Source organism: Actinomadura rugatobispora, assembly GCF_055379765.1.
On record NZ_AP029191.1, the window covers coordinates 111,883 to 138,266 of the forward strand.

Below are 26,384 nucleotides of genomic sequence, written 5' to 3' on the forward strand. Positions count from 1 at the left end.
GCCTGCGCCCTTGAACCCGATCCCGACCGGGCGGACGATGCCGTCCGCGCGGCCGGGATCGCGGGACTCTCACTACCGTGTGGTGCACACCCAGGTGATCCAGCGGCCGCCGCCCGCGTTGGAGATCGCGTCCTTCTGGGCTTCGGACCGTGTGTCGCCTCTGCCGCCCCAGTACTTGTTGGTTCTGGAGTTGAACGCGACCGCGCCGCAGCCGTTGACGAAGGTCGTCAGGACCTTGCAGCCGGAGGTCGGGCACTCGTTCAGCGCCCGCCGTTTGGCGGTGGCCTCGGAATCGTAGTCCCAAGCCTTGCCGACGGCGCCGTTGCGCCCCACCGCGATGGCTCCGTAGTTCCGCGGCGGCGGCGAGTACGTGGTGGCCGGGGTGGACGGCGCCAAGCTGGGCGGGCTGAAGGTCGGTGGGCTGTAGCTCGGCGGAGTCGGGATGTCCGGCACCATGGGCGTCGCGGCTATCGGTCGGCTCGGTGAGCCACCGGAGCCGGCGAACAGCCACAGGACGGCGCCGCCGCCGATCAGCAGCACGAAGCCCGCGACGACCGCGAGGATGATGCCGACCGCGTTGTTGTTCGGCGGCCGAGGGCCGGGCGGCGGCCCCCAACCCGGCGGTCCGGGCGGTACAGGGGGGCCGCTCGAGGGCCCGTGGGGGGGTGGATAGCCACCCTGCGGCGGCTGTGGGGGCTGCACTGTGACCGGCTCTCTCCGGGATGGGTGGATATTTAAAAGATCATAGCGATTTCCCACCGGGGCGATGAGTTTTCACGCCGCCGCCGGTCATGACCATCATGACCACCTTCGCTCTCATCCATGGCGGCGGCGGGAGCGCCTTCGACTGGCACCTGCTCGAAGCGGAGCTTCGCGGCCGCGGACACGGCACGGTCGCGATGGACCTGCCGATGTCCGACCCTCAGGCAGGGCTCTGGGACTATGCCGACGCCGTCGTCCAGGCGACCGGCGAGCACCGGCCCCTGGTGGTGGTGGCGCACTCCTGGGGTGGATTCGTCGGCCCCCTCGCCTGCCTCCGTGCCAGGGCCGCGGCGCTCGTCCTGGTGACCGCCATGATCCCGAGTCCAGGCGAGACGCCCGAGGACTGGTGGGAACGCAGCGGCCGGCCCGCGTCCGGCATCGAGGACGAATACGAGCTCTACTTTCACGACGTCCCGCGCGATCTGGCCGACCGGGTGCTCGCCCACGACCGCGCCCTCGCGGCGAAGACGAGCATGGACCGCGCCCATCGCGAACCCTGGCCGCTGGCCGCCTGGCCGGATGTTACGACCAGATACCTGCTCTGCCGCGACGATCGTCTCTTCGTCCCCGAATTCGTGCGCCGCCACGTGAAGGAGCGGCTCGGCATCACCCCGGATGAGATGCCCGGCGGCCACATGGTGATGCTGTCACGGCCGGGCGAACTGGCCGATTATCTGGTGCGGGTTCTCCCCGCCGGGTGACCATGAAAGAACCGTTGAAGGGCCGCCCGGACGATCGCGAGCGGGCCGGAGCCGCCGGTGACCGCGGCGGGGGACGGCGTCACACGTCGAGCGTGAGGCCGTGGTCGCCTACCCAGTCGCCGATGAACAGCAGACGGTCGCCGGCCATCGACTGGTCGCGGTTGGGGGACGACGCGAACTCGCGCACCCGGGCGGCGTCGGCGATGTGGTGCACGGCCGATTCCGGGTCGCGCGGTAGCCGGGGGCCAGAGCCCGGCCCACGGCCCGGTGGAGGCGGCCTCGATGGTGATCTCGCCCTCGACGCCGGCGGGCAGCCGCACACCCGCGTCGTCGCGGGCCGCCGCGCCGAGATGCGGTAGGACGACCCCTGGCACCCGGCAGCACGAGGTTGTGTCGGCTGTGCACGATGCCCTTGGGCGTTCCGGTCGTCCCGCTGGTGAAGGCGATCGCCGCGGGCGCGAACGGATCGACGGTGAGCGCGGGGGCCTGGTGACCGGCGGCGGCGAGGCGGGCCCAGCGCGCGGAATCGACCGCGCCCGGGTGCCCGCCCTTCCATTTCTCTCCGGCGAGGACGACGGCCGGGTCGCTCAGGGCGACGAGCTCATCCTGCTCGGCCGCCGGGTACGCCTCGGCCACACCGACCCAGATCGCCCCGATGCGCTGCGACGCGTGGAACGCCACGACGATCGGCAGGTCGTTGGGCAGGCAGGCCGCGACACGGTCACCCGGCCGCACCCCCAACGCGTTCACCGAAGTCAGGGTTCAGGTGGACACCCACCCCCTCCTCTCACCTGGTGATGTGTTAATCTTTAAAACATTTGTCAATGAGATCCCCGGGTGAACGAACCGGACCCGGCCGTCACGCGCACTGGCTGACGCACCGGAAGGGAAACGCAGGCCAAGATCGCCCCAGGCCACCACCGTCAGGCGTCCACGGCCCAGGAGCGCGGCCCGGCCATGTCCTCGTTCTGCCGCCACATCGCGGGCCGGATAATGTTGTACGCGAGCGGAGATCGGAAGGAGGCGCAGTGGCAGAGGCTGACTCGCCGAAGCAGCAGCGCGCACAGTTCCGGCAGCCACGTGTGGCCGAGGTCATCGCCGGAATCCTCCGTGACCGCATCGTCGACGGCGAACTGGCCAACGGCGACTCGCTGCCCAAGCAGGAAGACCTGATGTCGGAGTTCGGCATCAGCCGGCCCACCCTGCGCGAGGCGCTTCGGCAGCTCGAGAACGAGGGTCTGCTCACGGTCCGGCGCGGCAGCATCGGCGGATCGGTCGTCGAGGTCCCGACCGCCGAGACGTCGGCCTACACCTTCGGGCTCGTCCTGCAGTCCCGGCGAACCTCGATCAGCGACCTCGCCACGGCGATCGAGCAGATCGAGCCGATCGCCGCCTCGCTGTGCGCGGCGCGTGCCGACCGCGGCGAGGCGGTCGTGCCCGTCCTGCGGGCGAACCTCGAGGAGGCGACGGCGGCGATCGGCGACGGCGAGCGCTTCACCATGCTGAGCCGGCGGTTCCACGAGTTCCTGGTGGGCGCCTGCGGCAACGAGACGCTCATCGTGATGCTGGGCGCGCTCGAGAGCCTGTGGTCCGAACAGGAACGGCAGTGGGCCGCCCGCGTCACCACCGAAGGGCGCTACCCGAACGAGGGCCGCCGCCGCGAGGTGCTGTCCACGCACGCTTCGCTGGTGGACGCGATCGCGGCCGGCGACTCCAACACGGCGCGCAAGATCGATACAGGACACCTCACGCACTCTCAGCGCTACGCCCTGGAGAACTCCGAAACACAGGTCGTTCGTGCGACGTCACTGCGCAATGGCCTGCGCGACCTCGGCGGCTGACCGGTCGTCGGTCGCGCCGCCTCGTCCCGGAAATCGACCGGCGCGTGCGCGTCAGTCAGATCCATGTCGGGTTCCCTCGGTGGCGGCCGCCGAACGACGATCTTCCACCTCGGGTTCCCCCGCTCCGCCCGGAGCGCCCTCGCCCGAGTAGCGGGCCTGGAGGGCCGCCCATGCTCCGGAGATCCCGCGTGGCAGCACCAGCGCCATGATCAGGAAGGCGGCGGCGAAGGTCAGCGGACCGATGCCCGGCCGGCCGCCCGCCGCCTCGCTCAGCCGGTGTGAGATCTGGATCATCAGGGCGGCGCCGACCAGCGTCCCCCACGCCCGGTCGACCCCGCCCACGAGGGCGACGACCAGGACCTGGAACAACGCGGACATGCTGAGGAACAGCTCGGTGTTGCTCAGCAGGTTGTACTGCGCGTAGACGACCCCGGGCAGGCTCGCCATCATCGCCGACACCACGAACATCGTGATGCGCACCCTGAGCACCGGGATGCCGGCCGCCTGCGCGGCCGCCTCGGAATCGCGGATCGCGGTCGTCCATCCGCCCCACTTGCTGCGCGCGAACCACATCAGGCCGGCGATGAACACGACGTTCATGACGAGCAGGATCCGGGCGAACGGCACCCCGGTCGCGAACTGCATGTCCCACCAGTTGTCGCCGGACTTCACCGGGATGTACAGACCGACCGTCCCGCCCAGCGGCTTCACCGCGGCGATGATCGGCGGCGCCGCCATGGAGAGGATCAGTGTCACCAGAGCGGTCACGATCGTTCCCGAGCGCCGCATGGCGATGAAACCGACCGGGAGGGCGAGCAGCGCGGCGACGGACATCGCGACGAGCATGCTGATCCACGGAGAGATCCCGTGCCGGGCGAACAGGTAGGCGGAGGTGTAGCCGCCTACCATCACGAAGACCGGCTGGGCCAGGGAGAAGACGCCCAGCGACCCGAACAGGAGGTTGAACGAGGTCCCCGCCGCCGCGTAGTAGAGCACGAGCACCATGATGGTGAGCGTCGCCGATTCCAGCCCGCCGAGGCTGAACCAGGTGACGACGAGGAAGACGGCGAGGACGACCCAGCGCGTCGCGGCGTGTTCACGGATCCGCCGGTGCGCCGGGCGGCCCGCGGCATCGGTCAGCGTCATACGACTGCTCCTTCGTCAGGCCGCACGAGCAGCACGAGCAGGATGATCAGCAGCGGCGCCAGCGACGTCCAGTACGAGGCCAGGTAGCCCGCGGACATCGAGTTGACGACCCCGAGCCCCAGGCCCGCGATCACCGCGCCGAGCGGGTTCCCGATCCGGCCGAGGATCACGACCGCGAAGGCCGATATCAGGTACGACGTCCCGACGCCCGGCGTCAGAGTCGTGAACGGGCTGATGACGACGCCGGTCGCGCCGGCGAGCGCGACCGACACGGCCAGCGCCGATCGCCGGGCCAGCGGAGTGCGGATGCCGTAGAGCCCGGCGGCCTCGGCGTTGTCGGCGACGGCGCGCATCGCCCTCCCCCACCGCGAGTGCCGGACCACCACGTAGATCAGCAGCGCCACCACGAGGGTGAAGGCGGCGGCGAAGATCTCCGTCCCATGGACGGTCAGCCCCGCCACCCGCACCTCGCCGAGGGTCGGTCCGTCGATCGTCCGCGGGTTGTTCTTGAACAGCACCTCGAGCAGGCCGCCGATCAGCAGCAGCAGGGCGAGTCCCACGAGCAGCTGTCCGATCTCGCCGGCGCGGCGCGCCCGCCACTCGAACAGCTCGCCGACGCCGAACCCGGCCACGAGGAAGATCAGGACCGCCGGTAGCAGCGTCTGGTACGCGTTGAGCCCGAGCTGGGTGTGCGCGAACAGCGCCGTGTAGAGCCCGAGGGCCACGAAACCGCCGTGCGCGAAGTTCGCGACCTTGCCGACCCCCAGGACGAGGGTGAAACCGACGCCCACCAGGCTGTACACCGCGCCCGTGATGAGTCCGCTGACGAGCAGTTGTTCGAAGAGCATGTCGCGCGGTCGTCCTCACATCTCATCGGGTCCGCGGGCCCGGGACCCGCGGACGTCGATTGCCCGTCACTTGTACGGCTGGATCTTCGATTCGGCCGCGGCGGCCGGGAACACGACCTTGGCGGCCCCGTCGACCACCTGGGAGGCGAGGAACGGCGCCTGCTTCAGCGACCCGTTGCCGGCGAACGACAGGGTGCTCGGCGACGGGAAGATGTTGCCGGTCGTGTGCGTGAGCGTCACCGACTTCAAGACCTTGGCCACCTCCGACGGGGTGGCGGACTTCGCCTTCTCGAAGGCCGCGGCGGCGAACTGCACCGAGACGTATCCGAACAGCGCCTGCGAGTTCGGAGCCGCCTTGTACTTGGCCCTGTACTGGTCGTAGAAGGTCTTGAAGGCCGGCGGGGCGCCGGGCGTGCTCGGCGTGACATCGCCCAGCACGAGCGTTCCATCGGCCTGGGTCTTGAGCTGGCTGACGACGTCGCCCGCGTCCGCTCCACCGGCCATGAAGATCTTGGCCCGGGCGCTGTACTTCGTCGCGAACAGTTTCGCCAGGTTCAGCCCGTCGGCCGGGTAGCCGATGTTGAAGATGATGTCCGCGGGCGTCGATGCGAGGCGGGCCGCGACCGACGAGAAATCGGTCGTCGAGATCGGGTAGCCGATCTTCGAGACGACCCGGAACCCGGCGGTCTTGTTGATGGTCTCGAACGCGTTGAGGAAGTCCTGCCCGTAGGAGGTCTGGCTGTAGGCGATCGCGACCGTCGGGTTGGCGATCCCGAGCTGTCCGGCGGCCAGCTTGGCGGTGTCGACCCAGCCCTGCGAGAACTGGGTGGAGTTCTTGGCGACCTGGAAGACGGTGTCGTAGCCGCGCTGGTGGATCTGATCGGCGGTGCCGCCCGAGACCAGCCACGCGGTGCCGGCCCGATGGGTGACGTTGATACCGGCGAGCACGGTGTCGGAGATCTCGCCGCCGAAGACGGCCGCGACCTTGTCGCCCACGGCGGCGGTGGCCTTCGTGGTCCCGTTGTCGGTGCTCGACGCGGTGTCGTACTTCTTGATCTCCAGCTTCGCGCCGTTGAGGCTCTTGATCCCGCCCGCCGCGTTGATCTGGTCGACCGCGATCTGCGCGCCCTGGCTCTCGGGAATCCCGTACGACGAGGCGACCCCGCTGAGGTCGGTGACCTCGCCGAGGACGACCTTCCCGTCCTTCATGCCCGCACCGCCACCGGTCGAGCCGCAGCCGGCACTCGCGACGGTCAACGCGACGGCCGCGAGCCCTGCCAACACAGTAGAGGTGTGCATCCTCATCGATCTCTCCATTCACCCGACCGGCCGGTGCCTGTCGTTCGCCGGGCCGCCCGTGTCGACGGCCCGTCGTGCTAGCCGAAGACCGCGTCGGCGATGTCGTCCGCGCTCGTGCGCGCGACCGCGGAAACGGTTCCGTCCTTGAGGACGGCCGACGAGCTGCAGATCTCGGCCGCGCTCGCGTTCTGCTCCGCCAGCAGGATCGCGAGGGACCCTTCACGCGTCAGCGCCCCGATCACCTCGAACACCTGCTCAACGATCACCGGGGCCAGGCCCTCGGAGGGCTCGTCGAGCATGAGCACCCGTGGTTCGGCCATCAGGCCCCTCGCGATCGCGACCATCTGCTGCTGGCCGCCGCTGAGCTCACGGGCCTTCTGGCCGCGCTTGTCCCGCAGCATCGGGAAGTGGCCGTAGACCACCTCGAGCAGTTCCTTGCGCCGTGAGCCCGACTTCTGGGTGTGCGCCCCGACGAGCAGGTTGTCCATCACGGTGAGGTCGCCGAACAACTGGCGTCCGGCCGGAACGAGCACCAGCCCCTGCCGGCACCGGTGCCAGCTCGGTTTCCCGCTGAGATCTCGATCGCCCAGGCGGATCGATCCGGTGACGGAGCTCAGCGTGCCGGCGACACCGGCCAGCAGAGTGCTCTTGCCCGCTCCGTTGAGACCGAGCAGACCGACGCACTCACCCGGTGAGACGGTCAGCGACACATCGCGAACGATGTCGATGAGCCCGCGCCGGACCGTGACGTTCTCAATGCGCAGGGCGGCTTCGCTTTCCGAGATAGCTGCTCACCACCTCAGGGTCGTCGAAGACGTCGGCAGGACTGCCTTCGCGGATGACCGCGCCGGCGCTCAGCGCCAGAACGCGCTCGGAGACGCTGCGGATCGCGGGAAGGTTGTGTTCGATCATCATCACCGTCTGACCACGGGAGGGCAGGGCGCGGACATGCGCGGCGAGGTCGTCGACCTCGTCGGGGCGCAGCCCGCTGAAGATCTCGTCGAGCAGGACCACGACCGGCTGGGCGGACAGGGCGCGGGCCAGCTCGAGGCGTTTGGCCTGCACGGCGTTGATGGCGCCCGCCGACCGCGACGCGATGCGACCCATGTCGAGCAGGTCGACGATCTCGTCGGCCCGTGCCCGCGCACGCCGCTTCGACAGCCCGCTGCCGGTGGCGCCGACGACGATGTTGTCGTAGACGGTCAGGGACACGAACGGCTTCATCAGCTGGAACGTGCGGGCGAGGCCGAGCCGCAGTCGCCGGTCGGCCGCCATCCGTGTGATGTCCCGCCCACGGAAGATCACGCTGCCCGACGACGGGCGCATGGCGCCGGCGATCACGTTGAACAGCGTGGTCTTGCCCGCCCCGTTCGGCCCGATGATGCCGAGGATCTCACCTTGTTCCAGGCGGATCGACGCGTCCGACAGCGCGACGACGCCGCGAAACCGCTTGCTGACCGACGACGTGCGCAGCAGCGTCGTCTCCTCGGCCATGGGTTCCCCTTTTGTATAAAGATTCATTCATTTGCGATACGGAGGGTACGAGAGGCTCCGACCCGCGTCAAGCCTTCGGACGCGTCGATTCCGGCGCTCCCCGAAGGCCGCGCCGCTCGCGTCGGCAACGAGCCGAGGTATGCTATCCGCAAATCTTAAAAACTTAAGATCAATCGGTACGCGTTCTCACAGCCGCGGAGCGCCGGCCTCGACAAACGCGGATCGAGTCGTCACCGGCGCCGGTCCGCTCGCGGCCAACCGTTCACAGAAGGAGGCCGAGGTGCACCTCAGCAGGCTGCTCACACTGGCCACGTCCAGGCAGGGCGAGCGGGTGGCGCTCGGCGGCCGAGCCGACGGACTGTCCTTCACCCGGCTGGCACGACGTGCCGCGGGGGGCGCCACGGTGCTGCGCGAGCAGGCCGCGGGCCACGCGGTGCTGCTGGCCCGTAACGGTCCGGTCATGCCGCAGTTGCTGTTCGCCGCCGCCCGGGCCGGTATCGCCTTCACACCGGTGAACTACCGCCTGTCCGCGACGCACATCCGCGGGTTGCTCGCCGATCTCGATGCGCCGCTGGTCGTGGCCGACGACGACTACCTGCCGATCGTGGCGGGCGAGCACCGGGCGATGGCGGGCACCGAGTTCGTCGCCGCGTGCGACGCGGCGGAGCCGGCGCCGGAGTCCGACTTCCCCGACGACAAGCCCGCGGTCATGTTGTTCACCAGCGGCACCACGTCGAAGCCGAAGATCGTCCTGCTGCGGCACCGCCACCTGACGTCCTACATACTCCAGAACGTCGGCCACGGCTCGGCCGAGGACGGCGACGCGGCGCTCGTCTCCATGCCGCCCTACCACATCGCCGCGGTGGCCTCGGTGCTGTCGAACCTCTACGCCGGGCGCCGGGTCGTCTACCTGCCGGACTTCACCGCGGAGGCCTGGCTCGAACTCGCCCGCCGCGAGCGCGTCACGAGCGCGATGGTGGTGCCGACCATGCTGAGCCGCGTGGTCGAACACCTCGGCACCGGGTCCGCCGGCGTGCCGAGCCTGCGGACCTTGTTGTACGGCGGCTCACGGATGCCGCGGTCGCTGCTCGCGCGGGCGTTGGTCGCGTTCGACGGCGTCGGCTTCGTCAATGCCTACGGCATGACCGAGACCAGTTCGACGATCTCTCTGCTCGGCCCGGATGACCACCGCACCGCGCTGGTCGCCGGCGACGAGAGCGTCCGGGCCCGGCTGGGCAGCGTCGGGCTGCCGGTGCAGGGCATCGAACTGCAGATCCGCGGCGGCGACGGTGCGGTACTGGGCCCGGACGAACCCGGTGAACTGTGGGTGCGCGGCCCGCAGGTGTCCGGGGAGTACGTCGGACGCGGATCGGTGCTGGACGCCGGAGGATGGTTCCCGACCAGGGACCGCGCCTGGCTGGACTCCGAGGGGTATCTGTTCGTCGAGGGGCGCTCCGACGACACGATCATCCGCGGTGGCGAGAACATCGCCCCCGCCGAGATCGAGGAGACGCTGGTCGCCCATCCCGAGGTGGCCGACGCCGCGGTGATCGGCGTTCCCGACGACGAGTGGGGCGAACGAATCCTGGCGGTCGTCGTCCGGCGCGCGGGCTCCGAGGTGGACGAGCGGGAGCTGCGCGACTGGGCACGCTCGCGACTGCGTGGTTCCCGCACCCCGGACCACGTGGTCTGGCGTGACGAACTGCCGCGCAACGAAGCCGGAAAGCTCGTGCGCCGCGACCTGGTCGCCGACGTCACCGGATCGACGACCGGCTGACCGCGGCGAAGGTCGCCGTACCAGAGCCGAGATCACCGCGTAATCGGCCCGGGACACACATCAACACGAGGTACGGCAGAGCATGAGCCTGCCGGATCATGCACCTGGGCGGAAACCGGCCGGGGTGAAGCGGACCGGAAGGGCGGCCAGGCGGCGGACCCAGAACGAGGGCACCCATTCCAGCTCGTCGGGTTTGACCGACAGCTCGATGTCGGGCAGGCGGTCCAGGAGCACCTCGACCGAGGTCCTGGCGATGATCTCGGCGAGCTCGGGCACCGGGAAGGGACACCCGTGCTCGCCCTGCCCGAAGGACAGATGGGCCCGGTTGCCGGCGTCCTGCCCCGGTGAGATGGGCCGGACCGCGGGATCGGCGTTGGCCGCCGAGTACCCCATCACCACCATGTCCCCCGCGCGGATGGTGTGACCCCCCAGCTCGCAGGCGTGCACGGCGAAACGGCCGATGACGTTCTGCTGCGGCGTGTCCTCCCACAGCACCTGGTTGAGCGCCTGGGACACACTGCCCCGCCCGCCCTGCAACGTCATCGCGAACCGCTCGTCGACCAGCATCAACCGCAGCGTGTTCCCGATCCAGTTGCTGGTGGGCAGATGCGCCGCCGCAAGCAGGATCACGATGTCGTGGACCACCTCATCGGCGGTCAGCCCGGCCGGGTGGGCCAGCATCCTGGAGGTGATGTCGGGCCCCTTGTGCACCCTGCGGTGCTCCACCAGATCACCCAGACGCTCATGCAGCCGCTGGAACGCCGGGATCGCGTTCTCGTCCGAGCCCGCCGAATCGGCGATGTCGGTGATCAGCGCCGGCACCTGGGCCTCGGGCAGGCCCAGCAGCCGCGCGAACACCAGCGGCGGGATCGGATCGGCGTAACCCTCCATCAACTCCGCCTCACCGTCCCCGGCCAAGGCATCGATCAGCCCGTCGGTGACCTCCTCGCTCAGCACCGCCAGCTCGGTCCGGTCGATCGCGTCCAGCGCGTCGCTGACCACCCCGGCCCGCCGCTGGTGCTCGGCCCCCTCGGTCATCCACATCGCCGGCGACCACGCCACATACGGCATCAACGGCCAATCATCGGGAATCCGGTCCCAGGCGTTCCAGCGGCGGGTGTCCCGCGCGAACAGACCGGGATTGCTCGCCACATGGTTCAGCTCCCGGTACCCGATCACGAACCAGGCCGGCAGATCACCCTCCAGCAGCACCGGCACCACCGGACCGTACTCACGCCGCAACCGCTGATACAGCTCCAACGGCCGCTCATTGAACTCCTCCCCATACAGACGCACCGCGTCCCCGCCACCGATTCCCTCGTTCACTGCACGGCCTCCTGCAAAGCGGCTGGGTCATTGAGCCCGACAAGATGCCGGACAAGGGTGATCAGCACGTTCTTGCTCGACTCCCGCGACCGGGCGTCGCACTCGACAAGCGGAATGTGGGAATCCAGCGACAGCGCCTCGCGGACCCGCTCCAGCGACGGCTGCGAGCCCGAACCCGGACCCGGGCCGGGGTCCTGGAACCGGTTGACGGCCACCACGAACGGCATCCTGTGATGCTCCAGCCGGTCCAGCGGATAGAAGGAATCCTCCAGACGGCGGGTGTCCACCAGCACCACCGCGCCCAGGCTGCCGGAGAACAACTGGTCCCACAGGAACCAGAACCGCTCCTGCCCCGGCGCCCCGAACAGATAGAGCACCCGCTGCGCGTTCAGCGTGATCCGGCCGAAGTCGAACGCCACCGTCGTGGTGCTCTTGTGCGCGACCTGGCTGGCGTCATCGATCCCCACGCCCGCCTGCGTCATCGTCTCCTCGGTGCTGAGCGGGCGGATCTCGCTGACCGAACCGACCAGGGTGGTCTTCCCGACACCGAACCCGCCCACGATCACGATCTTCAACGCCTCCCGCGCCGTGCGAGGCAACGGGACCGCGTCACAGACTTTGGAGTCCAACGAGCACCTGCTTCAACGTGTCCATGTCGGCCACACGCGCCGCGGCGGCCGAAGAGGGATGGCGAACAGAAATGTGACCGGTGTCGCGCAGATCCAGCAGCAGAATCTTCACCACACTCACCGGAAGACCCAGATGGGCCGACAACTCCACGACCGCCACCGGCTCATCCCGGCACAGCCGCAGAATCGTCACGTGCTCGGACTGCATGCCCGGCGCGGCGTCGCTCTCGGCGAGGATCAGACTGACCAGGTCCAGACCCTCTTCGTCCACCCGGCTGCGGCCACCGGTCACGATGTAGAGCCGGTCGGGATCCTCCCGATCCAGAGCACGGGCATTCATGCCGGCGTGCCATGACCCGCCGAACGCGGCGCCGCGGTCAGATACCCACCGATCTGCTCCACCAGCTCATTCATACTGTGCCCGACCAGACCCACATCGGCGTCCTCACCGGCCAGCACCGCCAAATGCGCCCCCTCCCCCGCCGGGACGATGAGCAACACCCCACCCGAGAACTCCACCATCGACTGCCCCGCCCCGACAGCGTCACCGAACTCATGCGAAGCGGTCAAAGACAGGCTCTGGATCCCCGCCGCTATCGCCGCCAACTGGTCGGCCCTGTCGTCATCCAGCCCCGGCGTGTGACAGATCCGCAGACCGTCCCTGGACAGCACCAGCACATGCCGGATCCCCGGAGCCCGGTCCACCAGACCCGCCAGAAGCCAATCAAGTCGATGCTCATCGGTGTTCATCACAATCACGGGGCCGCGACCAGCGGACGCTGCACCCCTGCCTCCTCATCAGTCGTTCTCCGGCCGGGCAGAGACCCAGAACCCGTACACACCGCCCCCCGAGAGGGACGCCACAGGAAGGGTCGCAACCCCCTACTGGTCGAAGTCCGCGGCGGACACACCGTCGCCGTCGCCGTCGTCGCCGGCTCCGCTCCCGGCACCGGCCGCACGGCCGCGGCCCTCAGCGGACTGGCGGAACGCGGCGAACCGCACCCCCGGGTCACGAGGCTTGGGATCAGACCGGGGCGGCCGCTCGATCGCCGCAGCCAAGGTCGCACCGCGGCGACGCTTGGGCATGGACGCCTCCCCCGCACCCCCACCCTGCGCACCGACGCCCTCCCCACCCGTATGGACGGCGGCCCCGGCGCGGTTACGCGAAGAGGTAGCGGACGACGCGGCGGTGCCGACCCCAGGCGGCATGTCCAAAGCCGTCTCGTCGGAGGCACGCGTGATCAACCGCCGCGGAATCAACACCACCACCCCAATGCCACCCCGCGAAGACGGGCGAAAACTCACCGTCAAACGATGCTTGCCCGCCAACCGGCCCACCACCGCCAAACCCAGCCGCGTCCCAGGAAGCGTCGTCAGATCCGCCGCCTCCGCCACCAGCCGCTCCGCACGCTCACGCTCACGCTGCCGCATCCCCAGCCCACTGTCCTCGATCGTGACCACGACACCGGCATCCTCCTCCTCGGCATACACATGCACAGCCGTCCCATGCGGCGAGAAGTTCGCAGCGTTGTCCATCAACTCCGCCAACGCATGCATCACACCCTCGGCCGCGAACCCCGCAACGGCGGCGTTGCTCGTCGAGTGGTACTGCACACGCTGGTAAGAGGCGATACGACCCATCGCCCCGCGGATGATGCTCTCCAGCACGATCGGCTTGGTCCAGCGCCGACCCGACCGCCCACCACTGAGCAACGCGATGCTGTCGGCCAAACGCCCCATCTGGGAAACGTGATGGTCAAGGTCCAGCAGATCACCGAAGAACTCATCCTCGTTGTACCGATCCTCCAACTCACGCAACTGAGCGAGCATCCGCGTCGTCTGCGCCTGAATCCGCGCGGCCGCACTCGCCGCCGCCGCCATCGCCGCAGCCCTGGTCCGCTCACTCACCACCAACGCCTCCGCCGTCTCCCGCAACAGGCGATCCAGCGAAGCATGCGGAAGAGCGGGCAACTCGGCAAGCGCGGTCGAAGCCGAAGCGCGATCCCCATGAATCCGCTCCACCAAGGCCGGAAGCGTCTCCTCGGCCAGCCGCACCACCGCCCGATCCAAAGACTCCAACTCGCCACGCGCCACCGCCGCATCACGCTCACCCGACGCCACACCCTCAGCCACCACATGCACCAAACGGCCCAGCAGATGATCGGGAACAGCCTTCAGATCAGCCAGCGTCTCCTGCGGCGACGCCCCCGCACGAAGCCGCCCGATCAAATCAGGCAACGGCCCATCGACCAACTCACGCAACCGCCTCTCCAACCGGTCATCGTCGCTCTCCCGGTGAGACACCCAGTCGCGGACGCTACGCGCGTACCGGGCGTGATAGGCCGCGACCGCGAGCGCCAGGCTGACGATCAGCGCCGCCAGGCCGCCGATCGAGGCGCTCCAAGGACCGATGCGGTCCAGGATCAGAAGAGTTCCCAACCAGGCGCCGCCCGCGACGATGATCAGTATCAGCCAAACCCGGAACGCGTGTTCCAGCGCGTCTCGTTCAACTGCCGGCCGGCCTGCTTGTGCTGCCATCCATCGCGTCCTTCTGAGCATGGCGCGACGGGATGTGCGCAACCCTCGCCGCACTGCGAACATTACGGAAGTGAGTCCGATGGGAATGCACCATAACGCTCGCAGGTGCGGGCAGTCACTCAAACTTCGATTTTCTCCCGCACCCGGCGAATGAGACATGGAATCACCGAACAGGGTTCGGTAGTTAATGCATGCTCACCAGTATCCTAGGGGTCCCGAAGACCGGGACGGGGCGTCGGCCCTGCATTCGAGGAGTCGCCACAGTACGGTCATGGTCCTGGCCAGAGGTGATGCCCGCGCGGCGTGGCCGCTGCCGAGTGCCAAGGGCCGGCCCAGGCCCACGAACCGTCGCATGGCGAGATCCGGGCGGTTGCCAAGATCGCAGGCATGCCAGCGGCCGCCACGGTGGCGGCCGTCGGCATCCCCTCCCGTCGTAGATCGTGAAAGATGCTCGGGGAGCCTCAGCCTCGATCCACCGATGGATATCGGGAGTGCTCTTGCAGGCGGTTCTGGCTTGGGTTGCTGAGCCGCCGGTCGGTTGCGGGCATGGGCTATCAGCCGTTCTGCCCAGTTTCTCCGGTTGGGCCCTGGCGGGCGGGCCGGGGACACCGGCCAGGGGTGAGTGCGGATTCGGCACGGCCGAACACCTGCCGGTGAGTCAGGTCGACGTCGATGATGGCGACCCGTCGGCGCCGGGTAGCAGCGATGCCCGGGCGACCGGCTCGGCCATGTCCAGAGTCGAGGGAGCGCGGATCTGCTCAAGCGCCGCCGGCATGGCCGCATGCCGTCGCCGGTCGGAGTCGTCGGCCCCCCGCGCACATTGCCGCCGCTCGGCCCCGGCACCAGCCCGGAATCGGATACCGAGTTCACAGCAGAGACCCTAGAAGCGGCGTGGGAGATCTCATCGGGATCGAGGCCACGTGTGCGGCCAAAAGACGGACGCATGTTGCTCTTTCCGGGAAACGCCGGCCTCGCCCGCCCCGGCCGATCGGCCGGGGCGGGCGCAGATCGACAATCAATTCCGCCGCTACGCAGGAATAAAGTCGAATCCCTCATACCCCTTGGCCGCGACTTGTTCGCAGTGCTCCCGATAGGTCCCGACCCCGCCGGCGTACGCGAGGAAGACCCGCGGTTTACCGGGTACGTTCGCGCCATTGTAATAAGTGTCGGCGGTCGGGTAGAGCGTGTAGTGCGCGACCTCGTCGACGTGGGCCACCCACGCGCCCTCGGCCTGGACGTTCGCGTCGAGGGCCGCGTAGCCGTTGTCCCTCAGATGTGTGACCGCCTGAGTGACGAAGTCGACGTGCTGTTCGATCGAGACGACCATGTTGGACAGCACCGACGGGCTCAGCGGCCCGGTGATCGTGAAGAGGTTCGGGAAGCCGGCGACCGCCAGGCCCAGGTACGAGCGAGGGCCGTCCGACCATTTGTCGGTGAGCCGCACCCCGTCCCGGCCGCGGATGTCGATCGCGGTGAGCGCGCCGGTGATGGCGTCGAAGCCGGTGGCGAGGATGATGGCGTCGAACTCGTACTCCCGCTCCGCCGTGCGGATCCCCCTGTCGGTGAACTCGGCCAGCGGGGTCTGCCGCAGGTCGACCAGGTGGACGTTGTCCTTGTTGAACGTGGCGTAGTAGTCGGTGTCCAGGCACGGCCGTTTGATGCCGATCGGGTACGTGGTGGGGCAGAGCTTCTCGGCGACCTCGGGGTTCTCGACGATCTCGCGGATCTTGCCGCGGACGAACTCCGCCGCGGTGTCGTTGGCCGCCTGGGCGGTGATCGAATCGGTGAACGCGGTGAGGATGGGCATGAGTGACCCCTGATCCCAGGCCGCCTGATAGGTGGCGTTGCGCTCCTCCTCGCTCACCTCGAACGCCGACTTCTCGGCCACTGGGACCGGAACGCCGAAGCCGGACCGGCGCTGCGCCTCCCGCCACTCCCGGTAGTTCGCCTTCCGCTCGGCGATCTCCGCGTCGGTGAGGAGCCGGTTCCCGGCCGGGAGCGTGAAGTTCGGGGTCCGCTGGAACACGGTGGTGTCGGCGGCCTGCCCGGCCACGAGCGGGATGACCTGGATGCCGGAGCTGCCGGTCCCGATGACGCCGAGTCGCAGGCCGGTGAAGTCGACGCCTTCGTGCGGCCAGTCCGCCGTGCGGTAGATCTTCCCCTGGAAGCGCTCGATCCCGGGAACTTCTGGATCCTTCGGTACCGACAGGGACCCGGTCGCCATCACGACGTACCGAGCGGTGACGGTCTCGCCGCCGTCGGTCGTGACCGTCCACCGCTTGGCGCCGTCGTCCCAGGTCGCGCCGGTGACCTTCGTGGAGAACGTGATGTCCTCGCGCAGCTCGAACCGGTCGGCGACGTGGTTGAGGTACCGCAGGATCTCCGGTTGCGGCGGATACTTCTCGGTCCAGGTCCACTCCTGCTCCAGTTCCGGGGAGAAGGAATAGGAGTAGGACATGCTCTCGACATCGCAGCGGGCGCCGGGGTAGCGGTTCCAGTACCAGGTCCCGCCGACGTCCGGCGCCGCCTCGAACACGCGGGCGGTCAGGCCGAGTTCGCGGAATCGGTAGAGCTGGTAGAGCCCCGCGAACCCGGCTCCGACGATGACGGCGTCGACTGTGCGCTCCGATCCGGACATGTGGATCTGCCTTCCGAGAGGGGGGATGTGCCGTGTGGGGCGGGAAGTTCAGCGTCAGAACGAGGCCACGGTGGCGCCGGACCGATGCTTCTGGATCTGCTCACTGGCAAAGGACGGCTCCTCATTCCCTCCGGAAGCACATCGACGAAGGTGGAGAAGCCGTGTATCCGGCCTGGGAAGCGGTGATGCGCCACCGCGACGCTCGCGGAACGAGGCAGCTCGGCGTGGGCCTCATGGTCGTCTCGGAGTACGTCGTGTTCGGCGGTGAGCACAACCGCCGGTGGCCGGCCCGTCAGATCGGCCGCCCCGTAGCGGAGAGGCGTCCGGGGTGTCGCGGGAGCCCTTGTGCGTCATGGTCGCGGTACCGGCTCATCGCGTCCCGGTTGAGCATGAGCCGTTTCCCCGCATCGAGGTCCAGGTCGGCGTAGCGACCGGGCGGACGAGGGCGGGCGGCGGCGGACCCGGGTCGTACGCGCCGAGTCGGCGGGCCTCCCCGGGAGTCATTTCGTGCCCGGCTCGGCCATCTGGGTGGGGAAGCGCGCGGTCGCATCGTCGAGAGCCATGTCCACCTCGGCTTGTGAATCGGGGCACCAGGAGAGGTGATGAGACACGCGATTCGTGGCCGTCCTCCAGCGTGCCCACCGTTCGGTCGGGTGTCAACGGCGGTCCGGGCTCGCGCTGGATCGCGCCTCGCCGGTGGCGGCGCGCTGGTCCATCGCCGCGACGGCACCGGGTGGCCTGCGCCGTAACGCTCCTGGGTTCACGTAAAGCGTTCGGGTGCGAGTCGTGCATGCCGCCGTCCGCCGGCCTCCACAAGCACTTCTCGGCCGCGTTCCGTCCGCTCGTCCATTTGAGCGAATTCGCCCGCCGGGCGAGGACACGCGGCTCGCTGCGAATGCCCGGATCGGAACCAAGCGGGCCCTCGATAGAGGCAGGTAATGGTGGCGGTCTCGTATGAGTGCAGGTCGCGACGACCGCAGCAATGAGGTGACGGTCACCGTCAGGGCGACGCTCACCGCGCGACGCGCGCCCGCTGAGCACCATGCCCTCCCCCGTCACGGTGGACATGCTAGCGAGGCCGTGGCCCCAGCGTCTGGCACAGCGATCAGTTGGCACGACCAACGCGCTTCGGTTCCCCACAGTGCCTGTCAAGGACAATGGTGGCGATAGGGCAGGGTCACGGGCCAGGGCAGCACCTCAACCACATGAGAGATGATCGGACGAGTCTCGGGGACCGTGTGCGCGAAGGAAGGAGCACGACAGTGACCGTGACCGAAGAAGGGGCTCAGGCGATCAACCTGCTGTCCGTCGCGGCATGGGCTGACGGCCAACCACTCGACCAATTCCGTTGGCTGCGCGAGAACCACCCCGTCTATTGGCACTCTCAGCCCGAGCCCGCCCGCGACGCCAGATACGGGGCCGGATTCTGGGCGGTCACCAGCTACGAGGGCGTGCACACGGTTCTGCGGCACAACGACCTGTATTCGTCGCACGGCTACCTCGGAAAGCTGGATCTTCCCGAAGAGGTCGAGCGCAACAGTGCCTTCATCATGCTCGACGATCCGCGGCACGCGCTGCTCCGGAAGATCATCAGCGGCTGGTTCACGCCGCGCATGGTCAAGCGGCGGGAGGCCCGCTTCCGCGAGATCGCCGGCGACATCATCGACGAGATGAGCGAGCGGGGCACCTGCGAGTTCGTCCAGGACGTCGCCGGGAAGATGGCCTCGTACGTGGGCGCCGACCTGCTCGGCATCCCGCGCTCCGACGCGGTGGCCCTCTACCGGCACGTCGAGACGATCCACGGGGTTTCGGACACGCAGGATCCGGAGGCGGTCCGCGCCGCCAGGGAGGCCGAGGGCGAGTACTGCCGGCAGGTCTGGCGGGAGAAGCGCGCCAACCCGGCGGACGACATCTCGACCCGGCTCGCCTTCGGCATGATCGGCGACGAGCCGATGGACGAGGAGGCGTTCGTTCCCAACCTCGGACTCCTCGTCCACGGGAGCAGCGACACGACGCGCAACCTCATCGCGGGCGGGATCCTGGCCCTGCTGCAGAACCCGGACCAACGCGCCCTGCTGATGGAAGATCTCGACGGCGGGATCGGCGCCGCCGTCGAGGAGATGCTGCGATGGCTGAGCCCGGTCGCCCACGTCTACCGCATCGCCACGCGCGACACCGTCCTCCTCGGGCAGCGGATCGAACGCGGCGACGCGGTCATCCCGTGGTACGGCGCCGCCAACTCCGACCCGGCGAAATTCGAGAACCCCGAGCGGTTCGACGTCCTTCGTTCGCCGAATCCCCACATCTCTTTCGGTTTCTCCGGGCACTACTGCCTCGGGGTGCACGTGGGAAGGCTTCAGGGACGGGTCATGGTGCGCGAGGTCCTGCGGCGCATTCCGGACCTCGAACTCGCCGAGCCGGTCAGTTGGCTGGCCTCGACGCTCGTGTCCGGGCCGGCCACAATGCGGGTCCGGTATTCACCCACGAAATGACCCGCCTGACCTCCGCGGTAGGGGCCGGCCCCACGGACACGGCCCCGTCCTCCGCTCAGACGATGGTGCCGCGCAGGTGGCGTTCGATGTCGGCGTCGACCATCATCGCGGCCAGCTCGTCCACGGTCGTCTCGGCCTGCCAGCCGAGTACCTTCCTGGCCTTGGACGCGTCGCCGAACAGCAGGTCCACCTCGGCGGCGCGGTAGTACTGCGGATTGACCCGGACCAGCTCGCGGCCGGTCTCGGCGTCGACGCCCCGCTCGTCCAGGCCGCCGCCCCGCCACCGCAGCTCGATCCCCGCCGCCCGGAACGACAGGGTCACGAAGTCGCGGACGGACACGGTGCGGTTGGTGGCCAGCACGAAGGTGTCGGGCGTGTCGGCGTTCAGCATCCGCCACATGCCCTCGACGTACTCGCGGGCGAAGCCCCAGTCGCGCTGGGCGTCGAGGTTGCCGAGCTCGAGCGTCTCCAGCTTGCCCAGCTTGATCCGGGCGACCCCGTCGGTGATCTTCCGGGTGACGAACTCCCGGCCGCGCAGCGGCGACTCGTGGTTGAACAGGATCCCGCTCACCCCGAACAGGCCGTACGCCTCGCGGTAGTTCACGGTCATCCAGTGCGCGAAGAGCTTCGCGATGCCGTACGGGCTGCGGGGGTAGAACGACGTCGACTCGTTCTGCGGGACCTGCTGCGCCATGCCGAACATCTCCGAGGAGGACGCCTGGTAGAAGCGCGCCTCGGGCCGCACGGTGCGGACGGCCTCCAGCAGGTTCAGCGCGCCGACCCCGGTGATCTGCGCGGTCGTCACCGGCTGGTCGAAGGACACCCTGACGAAGCTCTGCGCGGCGAGGTTGTAGATCTCGTCGGCGCGGGTCGCCTCCAGCAGCCGGATGCTGCTGCCCAGGTCGGTCAGGTCGTACTCGACCAGGCTCAGGCACGGGTGGTCCCGGATGCGCAGTTCCTCGATGCGCCAGAAGTTGGCCGAGCTCGTCCGGCGGTAGGCGCCGTAGACCCGGTACCCCTTCTCCAGCAGGAGCTGGGCCAGGTAGGCGCCGTCCTGACCGGAGATCCCGGTGACCAGCGCGGTTCTCATCGGCGCCTCCTCGTGCCGCCCGGCAGCGGCGCGTTCGCGCACCGCTGCCGGCCGGCGTGCGTTCGGCTGGGCAGGCTCATGCCCGCTGCTGTCCGTAGACGCGGGCCGCCACCGGGTCGGCCAGGACCGGCTCGCCCGTCTCCGCGTCCGTGAGCACGATCGCCTCGACCGGGCACTGGAAGGCGATGTCGTAGACGTCGTGGCCGGGTTCCACCTCGGCGGTCACCGGCTGCGAGAACCCGTCCACGAGCTGGAAGTGATCCGCGGAGCTGCCGATGCACAGCCCGGAGCCGATGCAGTCCTCGGTGACCGCCAGGCGCCAGCGCACGGCCATCACCAGGCCACCGGCAGCCCGTGCAGGCCGCGGTCGAGGGTGCCCTTCTTCCACGGCAGCTCGTCCTCGGGTACCGCGATCCGCAGGTTGGGGAACCGCTGGATCAGGCCGGTGAGCGCCACGGCGATCTCCATCCGGACCAGGGCTGCGCCCAGGCAGTGGTGGATGCCGTGCCCGAAGCTCATGTGCGTCTTGCGCTTCTTGCTGAAGTCGCACTCCTCGGCGCCCTCGAAGATCCGCTCGTCGCGGTTGGTCACGTCGAGCTGCGAGATGACCGCCTCGCCCTTGCGGACGAGCACGTCGCCGATCTGGACGTCCTCCAGCGCCACCCGCGTGAAGCCGCCGCCCGCCACCAGCGGGGTGACCCGGAGCAGCTCCTCGATCGCGTCGGTGACCAGCTCGGGGTCCTCGACGAGCTGGTCCCACAGGTGCCGGTTGGACAGCAGCGTGTACATGAAGTTGCCGATCGCGTTGGCGGTGCCCTCGTTGCCGCCGATCAGCAGGCTCATGACCAGCAGCACCAGCTCGTGCTCGCTCAGCGCCCCGCGCTCGTCCCGGACCTCGATCAGCGCGCTGATCAGGTCGTCCGCCGACTCCTCCCGGCGCTCGGCGATGAGCTGCACGATGTAGGAGTAGATCTCGCCCGCGGCGATGCCGATCTCCTCGGGCGTGATGCCCTTGTTCGACAGGACGGTCCGGGCGAAGGAGTGGAAGCGGGCGCGCTCCACCAGGGGGACGCCGAGCAGCTCGCAGATCATGATGATCGGCAGCTTCATCGCGAACGACTCCACCAGGTCCGCCGGCGCGCCCTGCTCGGCCATCTCGTCCATCAGGCCCTCGGTGACCTCGACGGCGCGCGGCCGCAGGCTCTCCACCCGGCGCATGGTGAAGGTCTTGGCGACCAGCCGGCGGAGCCGGGCGTGCTCGGGGCCGTCCATGGACAGCAGGCTGCCCTCGGGCAGCGGGTTCGGGGTCACCCGCGGCACGTCGCGGTGGGTGCAGGCGGCCAGGCTGAACCGGGGGTCGCTCAGCACGGCGCGGGCCTCGTCGTAGCCGGTGACGAGCCAGGCGTCGCGGGTTCCGTGGGGCAGCCTGACCCGGATGACGGGCGTCTCGCGGCGCAGCGAGAGGTAGCGCGGGTCGAGTTCGAGGCGCTCGGACTCCTCGAACGGGAAGTCGAACTCGGGGCTCGCGGTGGACGAGTCGATGGTCACGTGGTGCTCCTCAGGTCGGTCCGGGGCCAGGGGTCTGGTGCGCCGGTCATGCGGGCCGCCGCGCGACGGCGATCATGTAGCCGATCTCCGCCGCCCCGGACACCGAGACCATGACCCGCTTCAGCAGCGCGTCGGCCCCGGCGCCGAAGCGCTCGTGGACGTGGCCGTGGATCCGGGCGAGGTCCGGGCCGAGGCGCAGCATCGTGTGCTGGGTGTGCGCGGTGATGTCCAGCAGCTCGACGGCCTCCAGCCCGGCGGCGGGCAGCAGGTCGCGGTACTCGGCCAGCCGGGGCAGCGGGACGAAGTCGGTCGCGCCGAAGGCGGCCTCGGCGACCGAGGGCTGGGAGGAGCCCTCCGGCGCGGTCTCGATCATGTCGGTCAGCACCAGCCGGCCGCCCGGCCGCAGCACCCGGGCCATCTCGGCGAGGGCGCGCGGACGGTCCATGTGGATGATCGATTCCAGCGCGAACACGGCGTCGAACTCGGCGTCGCCGAACGGCTGGTCCATCGCGTCCGCGTAGGCGAACCGGACGCGGTCGGCCAGGCCCGCCGCGGCCGCGCGCGCGGCCGCCTGCTCGACCTGTCCCCGGTTGGTGCTGATCCCCACGACCTCGGCGCCGGTCCGCTCGGCGAGCCGCACGGCGGGCTTGCCGATCCCGCAGCCCACGTCGAGGACCCGGTCGCCGGGGCCGACGGGGAGCCGGCCGAGCACCTGGTCGGTGAGCCGGTCGGTCGCCTCCTGGATCGAGGCCGGGTCCTTGTCGTCCTCCCAGTAGCCGACATGGAAGTTGCCGTCCCAGACCTCGCTGAACACGGGGCCGGTCAGGTCGTAGAAGTCCACGATCTCGTCGGGCGGGGGAATGCGCTGCTGTGCCGTCATCAGTGCTCCGTGAGAGGTGTGCGGGGGTCCGTCACCGGACCGCGAGCCGTTCGGTGATCACGTCCATGACCGCGATGAAGCGGTCGGTCAGGTAGAAGTGCCCGCCGGGGAACACGTGCAGCGCGAACGAGGAGTCGGTGTGCTCGGCCCACGCCCGCGCCTCCGGGACGGTCACCTTCGGGTCGGCGTCACCGGTGAGCGCGACGATCGGGCAGCTCAGCGGCGGGCCGGGCCGGTACCGGTAGGTCTCCACCGCGCGGTAGTCGCTGCGGATCGCGGGCAGGACCATGCGCCGGACCTCGTCGTCCTCGAACAGTTCCGGCGCGGAGCCGCCGAGCTCGCGGACGGCGGCGAGCAGCCCGGCGTCGTCCAGCAGGTGGTGCCGCTCGTCGCGCAGCCGGCTCGGCGCCCGCCGGCCGGAGGCGAACAGCACCGCCGGGCGGACGCCGGACGCCTCCAGGCGCCGCGCGACCTCGAACCCGAGCGTCGCGCCCATGCTGTGCCCGAACAGGCTGAGCGGCAGGTCCGCCCAGTCCCGCAGCACCTCGGCGATGTGGTCGGCGAGCTCGGGGATCGACTCGACGCACGGCTCGCCCCGGCGGTCCTGCCGGCCGGGGTACTGGACGGCGAGCACGTCGACGCGGGGCGCGAGGGCGTGCGCGGCGGGCAGGTAGAAGCTGGCCGAGCCGCCGGCGTGCGGCAGGCACACCAGCCGCTGGACGGCGTCCGGGGCGGGCCGGTAGCGCCGCACCCACCGCTGGTCCGTTCCGACGCCGGTCACCGGCCCCGGATCCGTTCGCTCGGCGCCCATCAGCCGACCAGCGCGCTCGTCGCGAGCCCCGCGAACGGGTTGAGCCGGTCGGCGCCGATCCGCTCCCGCAGGGCCGGGTCGGTCACCCCGAGACCGCGTTCGGGCGCGAGGCAGAGCACCGCGACCTTGCCGGTGTGCCGGTTGGTCTGCACGAGCCTGGCCGCCTCGCCGACCTCCGCCATCGGGAAGACCTCCGCCATCGTCGGCACGATGCGGCCCTGCTGGAAGAGCCGGTTGGACTCCCACTGCTCCTGGAGGTTGGCGACATGGCTGCCGATGACGCGCTTCAGCTTCATCCACAGGTAGCGGTTGTCGAACTCGTGGTGGTAGCCGGTGCTCGACCCGCATGTGACGACGGCGCCGCCGCGCCGCACCACGAACATCGAGATCCCGAAGGTGGCCCGGCCGACGTGCTCGAACACGATGTGCGGGTCCTCGCCGACCGCCCGCCGGATGATCTTGCCGAGCCGGCGGCCGATCTCGACGCTGTGCCTGGGGTCGGCGCCCTCGTCGCCGGCCAGCCCGAACTCCGAGCGCTGCACGATGACGTCGCAGCCGAGTCGGCGCAGCGCCTCCGCCTTGGCCTCCGAGCCGACGATCCCGATCGGGGTGCCGCCGCCGTTCTTGACGAACTGGACGGCGTAGGCGCCCAGGCCGCCGGCGGCGCCCCAGATCAGCACGACGTCGCCCTGCTTCATCCGGGCGCCGCGGTCGCTGACCAGCATCCGGTAGGCGGTGCCGGCGCACAGCGTGTTGCAGGCCGCCTCCTCCCAGGTGAGGTGGGACGGCTTGGGGATCAGCTGGCTCGCGCGCACCACCGAGTAGTGCGCCAGGCCGCCGAAGTTGGTCTCGAAGCCCCAGGCCCGCTGCTCGGCGCCGAGCATGCCGTCGGCGTGCGAGGCGGCCTCCTGGTCGTCGACGTAGGCGGGGCTCACCACCACGTGGTCGCCGACCCGCCAGCGCCGCACCCCGGACCCGACCCGGACGATGACGCCCGCCGCGTCGGACCCGACGACCTGGTAGGGCAGGTCGTGCCGGGCCGCCCAGCCGCCCTCGCGGGCGAACTGCTCCAGGAAGCGGAAGGTCGGCACCGGCTCGAACATCGCCGACCAGACCGTGTTGTAGTTCACCGAGCTGGCCATCACCGCGATGAGCACCTCGTCCGGTGCCAGCTCGGGCATGGCCACGGGCCCGACGTGCAGCGATCTGCGCACGTCCCGGTCCGCGTCGGCGCCGAAGAGGCCGACGTCCTCGGCCCGGATGTAGGTGGCCAGGTACTCGCCGGGGACCGGCGCCTGCGCGATCCGCTCGGGCTCGGCGCCCGCGATCGCCAGATCGGACAAGGTGTTCATGGAAGGGGACGACCTTTCGCTACCAGGCGACCTGGACCCGCTCGACGCCGTAGATCTCGTGATTGACCCGGAACTCGCCGGACTCCGCGGGCTCGGCGAGCCGCAGCGTGGGGAACTCGCGGACGAGGCGGTCGAACACGATCCGCAGCTCCACGCGGGCGAGCTGGGCCCCGAGGCAGTAGTGGATGCCGCGGCCGAAGGCCATGTGGCTCTGCGCGTTCCGGGTGACGTCCAGCTCGTCCGGGTCGTCGTACTTGCGGGGGTCGCGGTTCCCGGCCGCCAGCGACACGGTCACCATCTCCCCCGCCTTGACCTCCTGCTCCCCGATCCGCATGTCCTCCATCGCCGTCATCGTCGTGCCGTACTGGAAGATCGTCAGGTAGCGCAGCAGCTCCTCGACGGCGCCGTCCACCAGCCCGGGGTCGGCGCAGAGCCGCTCCCACTGCTCGCGGTGGGTGAGCAGCGCCATGGTGCCCAGCGCGATCATGTTGGTGACCGTCTCCAGGCCGCCGAACAGCAGCACGAAGGCGATGCCGACGATCTCGTCGTCGCGCAGCTCGCCGGCCTCGATCAGGGCGCTGATCACGTCCTCGCCGGGCGCGGCGCGCTTGGCGCCCACGAGCTGGTGCAGGAACATGACCACGTTCATCGACTGGCCCATCACCTCCTCGGGGGAGGCGTCCAGGGCGAGCTGGTTCTCCATCTGGGCCTGGAAGCTGTCGCGGTCCTCGTAGGCCACGCCGAGGATGTCGCAGATGACCTGGCCGGGAACGGGCCTGGCGAGGGCCTCGATGAGGTCGGCGGTGTCGCCGGCGGCCTTCATCTCCTTGATCTTCTTGTCGGTCAGCTCCTCGATCCCCTCGGCCAGCAGCTTCATCCGGCGGGCGGTGAACTGCTTGGCCACCTGGTTGCGCAGCCGGGTGTGGTCCGGCGGGTCCATGAACACGAACATGCCGGGCGGGGCGGGCATCTTCGGCGCGCCGGCCGGGGCGACCGGGGAGACCCGCAGCTCGCTCTTGGCGCTGAACCGCTGGTCGAGGTGGACCTGGTTGCCCTCCTCGTGCCCGGTCACGAGCCAGCCGAGCGAGCCGTCGGGGTAGCGGAGCCGCGAGACCGGTTCCCTCGCCATCTCCGCGAGGTCCGCGGGCGGATCGAACGGGCCGCGATCGCGGGCCATGGGCAGGCTCGGCGCCGCCGGGGTGTTCGTCATGG

General features: G+C 69.7%; 24 protein-coding genes and 2 pseudogenes. 4 read left to right on the plus strand and 22 right to left on the minus strand.

Translation table 11 applies throughout. From position 1 onward, the window contains the following. Positions 1-72: 72 nt before the first annotated feature. On the minus strand, positions 73-540 hold the full coding sequence (locus ACZ466_RS00495; protein ID WP_378288990.1) for a DUF4189 domain-containing protein: 468 nt from the start codon (positions 538-540) through the stop codon (positions 73-75). Between the two features lie 251 nt (positions 541-791). On the opposite strand from ACZ466_RS00495, the gene ACZ466_RS00500 reads away from it, so the two are divergent. Continuing rightward, entirely contained in the window at positions 792-1,463 is a 672-nt protein-coding gene (locus ACZ466_RS00500; RefSeq protein ID WP_464042610.1) for an alpha/beta hydrolase, read from the plus strand. Between the two features lie 79 nt (positions 1,464-1,542). Here the strand turns inward: ACZ466_RS00500 and ACZ466_RS00505 are convergent, their stop codons facing one another. After that, the gene (locus ACZ466_RS00505; RefSeq protein ID WP_378289045.1) at positions 1,543-1,677 is read right to left on the minus strand and encodes a hypothetical protein; all 135 of its coding nucleotides are present in this window, start codon (positions 1,675-1,677) and stop codon (positions 1,543-1,545) included. A gap of 179 nt (positions 1,678-1,856) precedes the next feature. Further along, positions 1,857-2,213, minus strand: a pseudogene (locus ACZ466_RS00510) (AMP-binding protein); the annotation flags it as partial. Positions 2,214-2,491: 278 nt separating this feature from the next. Here ACZ466_RS00510 and ACZ466_RS00515 point away from each other — a divergent pair. After that, positions 2,492-3,304: a FadR/GntR family transcriptional regulator gene (locus tag ACZ466_RS00515; RefSeq protein ID WP_378288986.1), complete on the plus strand. Its 813-nt coding sequence runs from the start codon at positions 2,492-2,494 to the stop codon at positions 3,302-3,304. Positions 3,305-3,355: 51 nt separating this feature from the next. On the opposite strand, the gene ACZ466_RS00520 is transcribed toward ACZ466_RS00515, so the two are convergent. The 5 genes from ACZ466_RS00520 to ACZ466_RS00540 all read right to left on the minus strand — a co-directional run bounded on the left by ACZ466_RS00520 (position 3,356) and on the right by ACZ466_RS00540 (position 8,091). Beyond that, on the minus strand, positions 3,356-4,450 hold the full coding sequence (locus ACZ466_RS00520; RefSeq protein ID WP_378288984.1) for a branched-chain amino acid ABC transporter permease: 1,095 nt from the start codon (positions 4,448-4,450) through the stop codon (positions 3,356-3,358). Continuing rightward, positions 4,447-5,298, minus strand: a complete 852-nt coding sequence (locus tag ACZ466_RS00525; protein WP_378288982.1) for a branched-chain amino acid ABC transporter permease — start codon at positions 5,296-5,298, stop codon at positions 4,447-4,449. The genes ACZ466_RS00520 and ACZ466_RS00525 overlap by 4 nt, the downstream gene beginning before the upstream one ends. Before the next feature lie 66 nt (positions 5,299-5,364). Continuing rightward, on the minus strand, positions 5,365-6,603 hold the full coding sequence (locus ACZ466_RS00530) for an ABC transporter substrate-binding protein (RefSeq protein ID WP_464042612.1): 1,239 nt from the start codon (positions 6,601-6,603) through the stop codon (positions 5,365-5,367). Positions 6,604-6,674: 71 nt separating this feature from the next. Further along, the gene (locus tag ACZ466_RS00535; protein WP_378288978.1) at positions 6,675-7,307 is read right to left on the minus strand and encodes an ABC transporter ATP-binding protein; all 633 of its coding nucleotides are present in this window, start codon (positions 7,305-7,307) and stop codon (positions 6,675-6,677) included. Positions 7,308-7,350: 43 nt separating this feature from the next. After that, a complete protein-coding gene (locus ACZ466_RS00540; RefSeq protein ID WP_378288976.1) occupies positions 7,351-8,091 on the minus strand; it encodes an ABC transporter ATP-binding protein in 741 nt (246 codons plus the stop codon). A gap of 280 nt (positions 8,092-8,371) precedes the next feature. Between ACZ466_RS00540 and ACZ466_RS00545 the strand changes: the two genes are divergently transcribed. Next, the gene (locus ACZ466_RS00545; protein WP_378288973.1) at positions 8,372-9,868 is read left to right on the plus strand and encodes a class I adenylate-forming enzyme family protein; all 1,497 of its coding nucleotides are present in this window, start codon (positions 8,372-8,374) and stop codon (positions 9,866-9,868) included. 96 nt (positions 9,869-9,964) lie between these two features. Here ACZ466_RS00545 and ACZ466_RS00550 read toward each other — a convergent pair whose 3' ends face one another. The 7 genes and pseudogenes from ACZ466_RS00550 to ACZ466_RS00580 form a co-directional block, all read right to left on the minus strand. After that, positions 9,965-11,194, minus strand: a complete 1,230-nt coding sequence (locus ACZ466_RS00550; RefSeq protein ID WP_464042615.1) for a cytochrome P450 — start codon at positions 11,192-11,194, stop codon at positions 9,965-9,967. Continuing rightward, positions 11,191-11,769 carry a GTP-binding protein gene (locus ACZ466_RS00555; protein WP_378293528.1) on the minus strand — a complete coding sequence of 193 codons (579 nt, stop codon included), beginning with the start codon at positions 11,767-11,769 and terminating at the stop codon, positions 11,191-11,193. Before ACZ466_RS00555 ends, ACZ466_RS00550 begins: the two co-directional genes overlap by 4 nt. 34 nt (positions 11,770-11,803) lie before the next feature. Further along, entirely contained in the window at positions 11,804-12,163 is a 360-nt protein-coding gene (locus ACZ466_RS00560; protein WP_378293530.1) for a DUF742 domain-containing protein, read from the minus strand. Further along, on the minus strand, positions 12,160-12,573 hold the full coding sequence (locus ACZ466_RS00565) for a roadblock/LC7 domain-containing protein (RefSeq protein ID WP_464042617.1): 414 nt from the start codon (positions 12,571-12,573) through the stop codon (positions 12,160-12,162). The genes ACZ466_RS00560 and ACZ466_RS00565 overlap by 4 nt, the downstream gene beginning before the upstream one ends. A 132-nt stretch (positions 12,574-12,705) precedes the next feature. After that, on the minus strand, positions 12,706-14,361 hold the full coding sequence (locus ACZ466_RS00570) for a sensor histidine kinase (RefSeq protein WP_464042619.1): 1,656 nt from the start codon (positions 14,359-14,361) through the stop codon (positions 12,706-12,708). A 1,027-nt stretch (positions 14,362-15,388) separates the two neighbouring features. Then, entirely contained in the window at positions 15,389-16,999 is a 1,611-nt protein-coding gene (locus ACZ466_RS00575) for a flavin-containing monooxygenase (protein ID WP_378288030.1), read from the minus strand. After that, positions 16,906-17,307, minus strand: a pseudogene (locus tag ACZ466_RS00580) (alpha/beta hydrolase fold domain-containing protein); the annotation flags it as partial. The pseudogene ACZ466_RS00580 and the gene ACZ466_RS00575, both read right to left, overlap by 94 nt. 954 nt (positions 17,308-18,261) lie before the next feature. On the opposite strand from ACZ466_RS00580, the gene ACZ466_RS00585 reads away from it, so the two are divergent. Then, positions 18,262-19,491 carry a cytochrome P450 gene (locus ACZ466_RS00585; protein ID WP_378288031.1) on the plus strand — a complete coding sequence of 410 codons (1,230 nt, stop codon included), beginning with the start codon at positions 18,262-18,264 and terminating at the stop codon, positions 19,489-19,491. A gap of 55 nt (positions 19,492-19,546) precedes the next feature. On the opposite strand, the gene gmd is transcribed toward ACZ466_RS00585, so the two are convergent. From gmd to ACZ466_RS00620, 7 genes are all read right to left on the minus strand, one after another. Beyond that, positions 19,547-20,581 carry a GDP-mannose 4,6-dehydratase gene (gmd, locus tag ACZ466_RS00590; protein WP_378288032.1) on the minus strand — a complete coding sequence of 345 codons (1,035 nt, stop codon included), beginning with the start codon at positions 20,579-20,581 and terminating at the stop codon, positions 19,547-19,549. Between the two features lie 76 nt (positions 20,582-20,657). Next, positions 20,658-20,915: a ferredoxin gene (locus tag ACZ466_RS00595; RefSeq protein WP_378288033.1), complete on the minus strand. Its 258-nt coding sequence runs from the start codon at positions 20,913-20,915 to the stop codon at positions 20,658-20,660. Beyond that, positions 20,915-22,129 carry a cytochrome P450 gene (locus tag ACZ466_RS00600; protein ID WP_378288034.1) on the minus strand — a complete coding sequence of 405 codons (1,215 nt, stop codon included), beginning with the start codon at positions 22,127-22,129 and terminating at the stop codon, positions 20,915-20,917. The genes ACZ466_RS00595 and ACZ466_RS00600 overlap by 1 nt, the downstream gene beginning before the upstream one ends. 46 nt (positions 22,130-22,175) lie before the next feature. After that, positions 22,176-23,009 carry an SAM-dependent methyltransferase gene (locus ACZ466_RS00605; RefSeq protein ID WP_378288035.1) on the minus strand — a complete coding sequence of 278 codons (834 nt, stop codon included), beginning with the start codon at positions 23,007-23,009 and terminating at the stop codon, positions 22,176-22,178. 31 nt (positions 23,010-23,040) lie between these two features. Then, a complete protein-coding gene (locus tag ACZ466_RS00610) occupies positions 23,041-23,790 on the minus strand; it encodes a thioesterase II family protein (RefSeq protein ID WP_378288036.1) in 750 nt (249 codons plus the stop codon). A gap of 29 nt (positions 23,791-23,819) precedes the next feature. Further along, complete coding sequence (ccrA, locus tag ACZ466_RS00615; RefSeq protein ID WP_378288037.1) at positions 23,820-25,172, minus strand: crotonyl-CoA carboxylase/reductase; 1,353 nt, start codon at positions 25,170-25,172, stop codon at positions 23,820-23,822. 19 nt (positions 25,173-25,191) lie between these two features. Beyond that, positions 25,192-26,382: a cytochrome P450 gene (locus ACZ466_RS00620; protein ID WP_378288038.1), complete on the minus strand. Its 1,191-nt coding sequence runs from the start codon at positions 26,380-26,382 to the stop codon at positions 25,192-25,194. Positions 26,383-26,384: the final 2 nt, after the last annotated feature.